The sequence below is a fragment of the Streptomyces sp. NPDC026417 genome, from assembly GCF_055567695.1.
The window spans coordinates 41,039-48,254 of the sequence record NZ_JBVHPY010000020.1 but is presented as its reverse complement, the minus strand read 5'-3'; the positions used below and the strand labels follow the sequence as shown (position 1 = coordinate 48,254).

At 73.3% G+C, this 7,216-nt stretch carries 8 protein-coding genes; 4 read left to right on the top strand and 4 right to left on the bottom strand.

The window, feature by feature from the left end:
- Positions 1–94 precede the first annotated feature (94 nt).
- Positions 95–406: a hypothetical protein gene (locus tag ACZ4NT_RS28190; protein WP_467728143.1), complete on the bottom strand. Its 312-nt coding sequence runs from the start codon at positions 404–406 to the stop codon at positions 95–97.
- Complete coding sequence (locus ACZ4NT_RS28185) at positions 369–1,328, bottom strand: M48 family metallopeptidase (RefSeq protein WP_467728142.1); 960 nt, start codon at positions 1,326–1,328, stop codon at positions 369–371. Before ACZ4NT_RS28185 ends, ACZ4NT_RS28190 begins: the two co-directional genes overlap by 38 nt.
- A gap of 425 nt (positions 1,329–1,753) precedes the next feature.
- On the opposite strand from ACZ4NT_RS28185, the gene ACZ4NT_RS28180 reads away from it, so the two are divergent.
- Positions 1,754–2,401 (top strand): hypothetical protein, encoded by a 648-nt coding sequence (locus ACZ4NT_RS28180; protein ID WP_467728141.1) that lies wholly within the window; start codon positions 1,754–1,756, stop codon positions 2,399–2,401.
- 525 nt (positions 2,402–2,926) lie between these two features.
- On the opposite strand, the gene ACZ4NT_RS28175 is transcribed toward ACZ4NT_RS28180, so the two are convergent.
- Positions 2,927–3,301 (bottom strand): HGxxPAAW family protein, encoded by a 375-nt coding sequence (locus tag ACZ4NT_RS28175; RefSeq protein WP_183117232.1) that lies wholly within the window; start codon positions 3,299–3,301, stop codon positions 2,927–2,929.
- A 94-nt stretch (positions 3,302–3,395) separates the two neighbouring features.
- Here ACZ4NT_RS28175 and ACZ4NT_RS28170 point away from each other — a divergent pair, with 94 nt between their 5' ends.
- Positions 3,396–3,869 carry a MarR family transcriptional regulator gene (locus ACZ4NT_RS28170; RefSeq protein ID WP_183117233.1) on the top strand — a complete coding sequence of 158 codons (474 nt, stop codon included), beginning with the start codon at positions 3,396–3,398 and terminating at the stop codon, positions 3,867–3,869.
- Between the two features lie 51 nt (positions 3,870–3,920).
- On the opposite strand, the gene ACZ4NT_RS28165 is transcribed toward ACZ4NT_RS28170, so the two are convergent.
- Positions 3,921–4,808 carry an SDR family NAD(P)-dependent oxidoreductase gene (locus tag ACZ4NT_RS28165; RefSeq protein WP_467728140.1) on the bottom strand — a complete coding sequence of 296 codons (888 nt, stop codon included), beginning with the start codon at positions 4,806–4,808 and terminating at the stop codon, positions 3,921–3,923.
- A 260-nt stretch (positions 4,809–5,068) separates the two neighbouring features.
- Between ACZ4NT_RS28165 and ACZ4NT_RS28160 the strand changes: the two genes are divergently transcribed.
- Positions 5,069–5,755, top strand: coding sequence for an SMI1/KNR4 family protein (locus ACZ4NT_RS28160; protein WP_467728139.1), 687 nt, complete (start codon positions 5,069–5,071; stop codon positions 5,753–5,755).
- Between the two features lie 197 nt (positions 5,756–5,952).
- Positions 5,953–7,182 carry an NAD(P)/FAD-dependent oxidoreductase gene (locus tag ACZ4NT_RS28155; protein ID WP_467728138.1) on the top strand — a complete coding sequence of 410 codons (1,230 nt, stop codon included), beginning with the start codon at positions 5,953–5,955 and terminating at the stop codon, positions 7,180–7,182.
- Positions 7,183–7,216 lie beyond the last annotated feature (34 nt).

The following is a 7,216-nucleotide window of genomic DNA, read 5'->3' as shown; positions in this document are numbered from 1 at the left end:
TGCCAGAACCCTCCCCCCCCCCCCCCCCCCCTCTGTGTGTTCTTCTCTTTCCCCCCCCCCCCCCCCCCCCCCCCCCCCGCCACCCGCCTCGCCGTCAGCCGGCGTAGTCGCGGATGACCTGCCGCGCCAGGCGCGTCCGGGCCTCGGACAGTTCCGCCGCGATCTCGCTCACCGTCTCGCCGTCGAAGCCGACGAGCGCGGTCCGCGGCTCGCCCTCTCCGACGCAGCGCCTCCTGGCATGAGTCGGCGGGTGCGTCGAGTCGACGCTGTGGCCGCGCAGTGCACTGACCCGGCGCAGCCGCTCGTACTCCCGCTCCGGCACGGATCCGATGTGGGCGGCGAGGCGCTCCCACAGTCCCTGCCATGCGTCACGGCGAGAGGCCCCGCCGATTCCCGTCTGTGCCATGACGGACTCCCTGCGCAGTTCCACGGCCACGGAGTCGGAGACGAGGAGCAGGTCCATGAGTTCCACCGCCGCGTCGCTGGAGGCGATGCGGGCGGCGGTCCGGTCGGCGAGGTACTCGGCGCGCTGCGACGTGCGCAGGGTCAGGTGGTCGAGCAGTGCCAGCAGGCCACGGGCCAGCCAGCGCGGGGGGGATCAGCACCACATTGGCGAGACGTTCGAGGAACGGGGCGGACGGCTCGGGCGCCAGCATGTAGCACCACAGGGCGAGGGAGCGCAGGGCGCTGTCGACCGTCTTGGCGCGGCGCAGGTCTCCGTTGGCGTAGTGACCGAGTTCGTGGCCCAGCAGGGCGAGGCGCTGCCGAGGGGTGAGGATCTCCCAGAGACCGAGGCCCAGCCACAGCACACGCCGCTGCCGGACGCCCACGAGCCCCACACTCGCGTTGGCTTCGGGCCCGACGACGACGGCGTGCACGCCCGTGGTGCCGGCGGCCTTCGCGACCTCGTCGATCAGCGCGAACAGCCTCGGCGCGTCCGCCCGGCGCAGGACCGGTGCGTCGTCCGGGAGCGAGGCGAAGCGGGGCCGGAGGACGACGGCGAGGACGATGAGCACGACGCCGACCACCGGCTGCGTCACCGTGCTCCAGCCCAGCACCACCAACAGCACTCCGCTGACGGCGAGGGCCACGGTGAGGCCGTTGACGGCCCACGCGATCGCCAGCGCCAGAATGCCGGGCCAGTCACGCTTCGGCTCCGCGGCCCCGCCCCTCAGCATCTCCTCCAGCAGTTGCTGCCCGTGCCGTTCGGCCAGGCGGCGGCGCCGTGCCTCGATCCTCCCCGCCTTCGGCTCCGGCCCGCCGGGGTCCACGTTCCAGCCGCACTCGGCACACCACACGCTGAAGCGCGGATTCACCGGTACGTCCACGCCGCACTCCGGACACGCCTGTCTCCGCTCCGCAGCGGTCTGCGATCCCATTCCCCTGTCCCCACCCTGTCATCACGTTCGACGCCGCCCACGGATCACGCCGACGCGGGCGGGAGGGGGCGGCTTGCCAGCGCAGCGTAAAGGATGCCTGGTGGGAGGCGGTCCTGCCCTCGCATAACGAACACGCAACCGCGTCTCCGAGTCCCTCCACGCTCACGCTCGACACGGAGTGGTCGACACGGGTGCTCGGCCCGCGGTGCTCGACCCACGGTTCCCCCAACTCCCCTGCCGTGCGCCGGCCTTGTCCCGGCCACCGGAACAGCGGACGAGGATCCCTCGTGCGTACCGTGTCGCCCGGACGCGCGACGATGGTCCGGAGCAGTGCACGGTGACGGTGCGCGAAAGAACCCGGGGACGAGGGGGCAATGGTGGAGCGGCACGGAGGCCAGGAGGCACCCGTCGGCACGCGGCCGCTGGGGACGCGCGCCCTCGACCGCGAGGCAGGCCGGGCGCGGCACCTGCTGGCCGCGGGGGAATGGCGCCCCGCACCGGCCGATGCCACGGCGGCCGCGGCCGTCCTCGCTCGTCTACGCGCCCCACTCCCGACCCGACAGGCCGCCCCCGGGCAGACCGGGATGCAGGCCACGGACCGGGACCGGCGACTCCAACGCCTGTTGCGCACCACGATCCACCACCTCGACGCGGGCGCCGTCAGCCCGCCCGCCGCCGCCCTCCTGGCCGCCGTCGCCCGCGCGTTCCTGCCCTGGCACGGGACCCCGAACCCACCGGCCGCGGCGGCCGCCCCGCACTACGGGACGCCTGACGTCCCCGCCGCGCCACCGACCGATGCCGGGGAGGCGCTGCTCCCCGGCCTCATCGCACTGTTCACCGCGCTGGCCGCCCCGAACCCACCCGGGACCGCGCCGCTCACCCCTCTCGTCGAACCCTGGCGGGTCCGGTACACGGGTCGCTTTCCGCCGCTACGGCAGACCGGCCTTGGGCGTGTGGACGGCCAGGACGGTCGGCTGCCCGGCGTGCGGCGGCCAGGCGGGTCCATGGACGGTGACCTGTGACTGGCACACGGTCTCGCTGCGCTGCGCATGCGGGGCGGAGACCGGCGAACACGGCCTCGCCCTGTCGGAAGTCTGGTTGCTCCTCCCGGACATGGCCCCGGGGGCGTGACCGGACGGGACGGGCAGCCCGTCCCGGCAACGGCCGCCGGCGGTCACGGGGTGTCGGTATACAGGTAGAACTGTGCAGTCCATGCTGTGAGGTCCAGGGTGGACGGCCGGCACGATCATGCTCGGGGCGGGCGTGCTCCTGCTGCCCCTGACGGTCTTCGACCGCACGCTCGGGCAGGCGACGGACGGGGCGGCCACGAGCGACGCGGCGCGGACGCGGGAGTACATCACCCTTCGGGACCGCGGCCGGTCGCCGCCTCGTCGCTCCAGCCCTCGGCCGCACACGGGCTCCGCCACTCCCCAGGGCGTTGCCGCCTACCGACCCGGGCCACTCCCCCGGCCTCGGACCCCCGCGCCGCGGGGTAATCAGTCAGCACCGGAACGCGTCTCCGGCAGGCCGAGCGCCGATGGCGGACCTCAACGCCAACTCGCCTGCGGGGCAAGGGATGCCGTGGATGCCGGCTCATCACCCCGCGCACGCCGGCGGGGTCCGCGCCCCGCCGTCCGGCAGCCCACGCAGTCGAGGTGCCCCTGCGCCGCCGAACGGTCCCTCACGCGCCAGTGCTGCTCGGCCGGCGGACGCGGACCACTCGGCTTCCCCCAGCCACTCAGATGCAGGACCCAGGTCACGAGACCGGCAAAAGCGATCACGCCCAGGCCGAGCCAGAAGCCCGTCGTCCACGCGGTGATCATCGCGGCACCCGAGAGGCAGAATCCCGCGAGCGCCAGGCAGGTGCCGGTCCATCCGGCGACCGTATGGCCGAGGTCGTGGTCGCCGTGCAAGCCGCTCATGGAACTCCTCGGATCGATCTCTCGGTATCTTCGGCACGTGAGCCGGACGGTTTATCTCACGAGCTAAGTAACTTAGATGCTAAGGAGAATCTCGGTGAAGGGCAAGCCCCGCCCCGAAGCGACACCGCAGCAGGCGCTGGACGCGATGGACCAGATGATCGCGCTCGCTCTCGTCTCCCAGCACGACATCGCCCAGCGACTGGGGCTGAACGTCACCGATCTGACCTGCCTGGGGCACGTCATCGGAGCCGGCGAACGACACCTGAACGCGGGCGACCTGGCCGAGCGCGCCAATCTCACGACGGGCGCCGTCACCGGCGTGCTCAACCGCCTGGAACGTGCCGGATACGTCCACCGCCGACCCGACCCCGGCGACCGCCGCCGCGTGCGTGTCGTTCTCGACGAATCGGCCGCGGCCCGCGTCTTCGCCGTGTACGGCCCCCACTACGAGCGGCTCGGCGCCCTCTTCGCGGACTACACCCCCGACGAGACGGCCGTCCTCGCCGACTGGTTCGTGCGCGCACGGGCCGCGATGCAGCTCTCGCTGGACGAGATCAGGGAGCAGTGACCCGACGGCGGGGAAACACGCGGGCCGGCGGGCTCGATCGCGCCCCCTCCGTCAGGGCGTGAGCAGCCGGTCCTGCTCCACCGGCGGGGTGCCGTCGTGCCAGGGCAGGGCCTTGCCGAAGCGGACCAACTCCCCGTACAGCGCCGGGTCGGCCCCCTGGGCGAAGACCAGGTCGAGCACCGCGCGCGCTGCCTCGGCGGGTGACTGCGCGTGGCTGTAGTCGCTGAACCAGGGCCGGGACGTGGCGGTGTCGACCATGCCGGGGCACACCGAGGCGATCAGGGTTCCGGTGGCGAGGTCGTGCTCCCGGCGGCCGGCGGCGAAGGCGCGCACGGCGGCGACCTGGGCCACCTTCGAGGGGACGTTCAGCCAGCGCGGCCAGCCCGCCTCGGCGGCCGTGCCGTCGTGGACGGCGGTGCGCCAGACCTCGACGGCGCGCTCGACCTCTTCGAGGCTCGCTCCTTCGAAGAGGGGGTGCAGACGGGCGTCGAGGTGACCGAGTGTCCCCAGGCTGCTGGCCACCACGAGCAGTCGGCCGCCGGTCCGCAGTACGGGCCCGAAGGAGCGCAGGACGGCGTGGGTGGCGGTGTTGGAGACGTCGATGAACTCGTCGGCCCGAGCGGCCTGCGACTCATGGGGCAGCAGTCGGGCGACCGCGTTGGAGACCACGACGTCGACCCCGCCGTGGTGGGCCCGCAGGTCCTCGGCGAGGTCCGCGACGGCGCCGGGGACCGTGACGTCGAGGACCCGGCCCTCCACGCGGGCACGTGTGCCCGGCAGCCCGGAGACTGCGGCTGCGGCGTCCGTCACGCGCTGCCGATGACGACCGGTGAGCAGGACCAGGTCGTCCGAGGCCATACGGGCCGCCAGCCCCTCGACGAGGGCGCGTCCGAGCCCCTGGTTGGCGCCGGTGACGAGAGCGATGCGAGAAGTGGTCATGCCTCTTACGCTAGGAACGCCGCATCCATGAGTCCAACGAGAGTTGAGCACACCTGGTATGCGTCCACGGCATGGACGGGCTCCCCGTGGCCCACGGCGCAAGCCCCTCATCCGCACCGCCCCGGGCGGCCGGCGCGAAGTCGCCATGCAGGGGGCGGCCGCCCCGCCACGCGCGACCGGATTCCTCGGAGCGCGAGCCCCGGGCCGCCGCGCGTCCTGCCCGCGGGACGGGTGTCCGTCGGGGGCGCTACGGTCTGCACATGCTTGATCAGTGGGCGGGGATCCGGGAACGTGTCGAGGCGCTGGGCGCCCGGGCGGCGGGCAGTGCGGTGTTCGGTGCGCTGGGGCACGAGTGGGCTCTGGAGGAGCCGCTCACCGCGAGCGAACTCGCCGACCTTGAGGAGCAGACCGGCGCGACGCTGCCCGAGGAGTACCGGACGTTCCTCCTCCAGGTGGCAGCGGGCGGCGCCGGTCCCGCGTACGGAGTGTTCCCCGTGCGGCGTGTCCAGGGCCGGTGGCGCTGGGAGGGCGACGGCGCCGATCTGGCCGATCTCTCCCTGCTCGCGCAGCCGTTCCCCGAGCGGGGGCCGGACGCGGATGCCCTGGAAGAGCTCCTCGCCCGGCGCCCCGACGAGGAGGACTTCGACGAGATCGAGGAGTTCGACGACGCCATCGAGGCCTGGGACGAGCAGTGGGACGCCCTCATGTTCGCTCCCGAGCGCACCGCCGGCGCCGTCGTGATCTGCCATCGCGGTTGCGCCCTGCGCGAGTGGCTGGTCGTCAGTGGCGTCCACCGCGGCACCGTCTGGTCCGACGGCAGGGCAGACGACACGGACCTGGCGCCGCTGCTGGACGACGACAAGAGGCCGATGACCTTCGCGCGGTGGTACACCCGCTGGCTGGAGCAGGCCGAGCGCGCGGTGCCGACGGCGGCCGAGGGCGCCTGACAGGAGCCGGGGAGGCGCGCGGCAGGCCCGGCGGGTACCAGGCCGGCGCGATGAGCCACCCCGGGGCCACGGAAGTCCGCGGAGGACGGCACGGCGGACCGCGCCGGCACCCGTGACGTGACCTGCCTCACACGTTGTCACAGCCTCCGAGGGTGCGGTGTCTCATGACCGAACCCATTGGAGACGAGGGAGACACCATGGCTGACAACACTGAAGTGGTCGTGATCGGCGGCGGGTACGCGGGTGTCATGGCGGCCAATCGCCTGACGCAGCGCGACGACGTGACCGTGACGCTGATCAATCCCCGCCCGACCTTCGTCAACCGGGTCCGACTGCACCAGCTGGTGGGCGGCTCCGACCCGGCGGTCGTCGCGTACCGCGAGGTCATGGCCGAGGACGTCACCCTCGTGGTCGACACCGTGACACGCATCGACGCACCCGAGCGCCGGGTGACCCTGGCCTCGGGCGGCTCGGTGGGCTACGACTACCTGGTCTACGCCGTGGGCAGCGGAAGCGCCGACCCCGGCGTGCCCGGTGCCGCCGAGTTCGCCTACCCGATCGCCGGCCTGGAGGAGGCGCAACGGCTGCGGCCGGCCCTCGACGCCGCGCCCGCCACGGCCCCGATCACCGTCGTCGGAGCGGGACCCACCGGGATCGAGACCGCCGCGGAGCTGGCGGAGCCGGGTCGCCGGGTGACCCTCGTCTGTGGTGGTGTGCTGGGCCCGTATCTGCACCCGCGCGGTCGGCGTTCGGTAGCCAAGCGGCTCGCCGGGCTGGGCGTGACCGTGGTGGACGGACCCGACTCGAAGGTCACGGCGGTGACCCGCGGCACCGTACGGCTGAGCGGCGGCGACGAGCTGCCGAGCGCGGTCACCGTCTGGACCGCCGGATTCGGCGTGCCGGACCTGGCCGTTCGCAGCGGGCTGCGGACCGACGCCCTGGGCCGGCTGCTCACGGACGAGACATTGACCAGCGTGGACGACGACCGCATCGTCGCGGCCGGGGATTCGGCAGCACCGTCGGGCCTGCCGCTGCGGATGAGCTGCCAGGCGGCCATCCCGCTCGGGGCACGCGCCGCGGACACCGTGCTGGCGCGCCTCGCCGGGGAGGAGCCCGCGACGCTCAACCAGGTGTTCGCCGGCCAGTGCATCAGCCTGGGACGCCGGGCCGGCATCTTCCAGTTCGCCCATCGGCACGACGTCGCGCGAGGAATCCACATCGACGGCCGGTCCGGCGCGAAGCTCAAGGAGTTCGTGTGCAAGGGCATCGTGAAGCATCTGGCCGGCGAGGCGGCCAAGCCCGGTTCGTACAGCCTGCACCGCGCCTCGGGAGGCCCGAAGCGACAGGAGATGCTGCAGGCCGCGCGTGCCCAGGCGCCCGCCTCCGCCGAGGGGGCGGCGCGGTCGGAGAGTCGTGCCACCCGGTGACGTGCCCACTCGCCGAACAGGTGCGTGCATAGGA